Raw genomic sequence first — 1324 nt, forward strand, 5'->3', positions numbered from 1 at the left:
CGCTCACCAGCACCCACGACGACGAAGCACGAGGCGCCCGTTTGGTGGACACGGGGTTATGCGGCTTGAAGTGCTGCCGCGGTGTCGTTGCAGTGTTGCAGTTCGAATCTGACGGGGCTGATCTGGCCGAGCGCTGAATGCCTGCGGCGGCGGTTGTACCGGTCTTCGATCCAGGCCCCGACAGCCTTGCTTGCGCCGGCCTTGGTGGGCCAGACACGGCGGTAGTAGAACTCGGTCTTCAAGGTCGCGAAGAACGACTCAGCCATCGCGTTGTCCCAACAGACTCCGGTCCGTCCCATCGATCTGGTGATGCCGTTCTGCGCGGCAAACCGGGTGATCTGGTCGGAGGCATATTGCGTTCCTCGATCGGCATGAAAGATCACCTTGTCTGGTCGTTCACCCCGCAGTGCGATGGCCATCTTGAGTGCGCCCTCGACGAGGTCGGTGCGCATGTGATCAGCGATCGCCCACCCGATGACCCGACGAGAGTGCGCGTCGATCACCGTGGCGAGGTAGAGCCACCCTTCCCATGTCCTCAGGTAAGTGATGTCACCGATCCAAACGGCGTTCAGGACGCCGGTGTCCCACTGCCGCTTCACCGCATCCGGCGGGTAGGTGTCGTTGCTGTCGCTGATCGTCGTGGTCTTCCACCGCTTGGGGCACACACCACGCAGGCCGAGCTTGCGCATCGTCTTCGCGACCGTCTTGCGCGAGATGATCTCGCCGTCCTCGCGGAGGTCGGCCAAGATCCGGGGTGTCCCGGAGACCTCGTCGGACTCGCCGTGGAACCAGCTGACCTTCTGCTCGATCCGCATCGCGCGGATCGCCCGCGGCGAGGGCCCTCGCGTGGTCCAGGCGTAGTACCCCGACCTCGAAACACCGAGCAGCCGTGACATCCGAACGATCGTGAAGTCGCTCTTCTCCGCGTGCATCAGCTCGAACGCTTCACGTTCGTATCCGAGGCTTCCTGGGCGAAGAAGAGTGACGCTTTTTTCAGGAACGCCCGGTCCAGCTTCAACTCAGCGACCTCCTTGCGCAGCCTGGCCAGCTCGACCCGCTCGGACTCGCTCAGCGGGGCGTCACCGGCACCCTGGCGGTCCTTCTGGACGTTCACCCACCGACCGAGCGTGGCCTCGTTGATGCCGAGCTCGCGGGCGACCACAGCAACCGTCCGGCCGGTGTTGACCACCAACCCCACGGCCTCGTCCTTGTACTCCGGGCTGAACTCCCGACGCTGTCTTCCCATGATGCAGATCCTCTCTTACGAGGTGTCCACCGTCAGGGGTCAAGGCCAGTGCTTCGTCGTCGTGGGTGCTGGTGAGCG

Annotated in this window: 2 protein-coding genes; both read right to left on the minus strand. The window is 64.0% G+C overall.

What is annotated here, in order from left to right:
- Positions 1 to 56 precede the first annotated feature (56 nt).
- Positions 57 to 932: an IS3 family transposase gene (locus CF8_RS20220; RefSeq protein ID WP_010834944.1), complete on the minus strand. Its 876-nt coding sequence runs from the start codon at positions 930 to 932 to the stop codon at positions 57 to 59.
- Entirely contained in the window at positions 932 to 1246 is a 315-nt protein-coding gene (locus CF8_RS20225) for a transposase (RefSeq protein WP_010834945.1), read from the minus strand. The genes CF8_RS20220 and CF8_RS20225 overlap by 1 nt, the downstream gene beginning before the upstream one ends.
- Positions 1247 to 1324: the final 78 nt, after the last annotated feature.

The sequence above is a fragment of the Nocardioides sp. CF8 genome, from assembly GCF_000389985.1.
Taxonomy (GTDB): domain Bacteria; phylum Actinomycetota; class Actinomycetes; order Propionibacteriales; family Nocardioidaceae; genus Nocardioides; species Nocardioides allogilvus.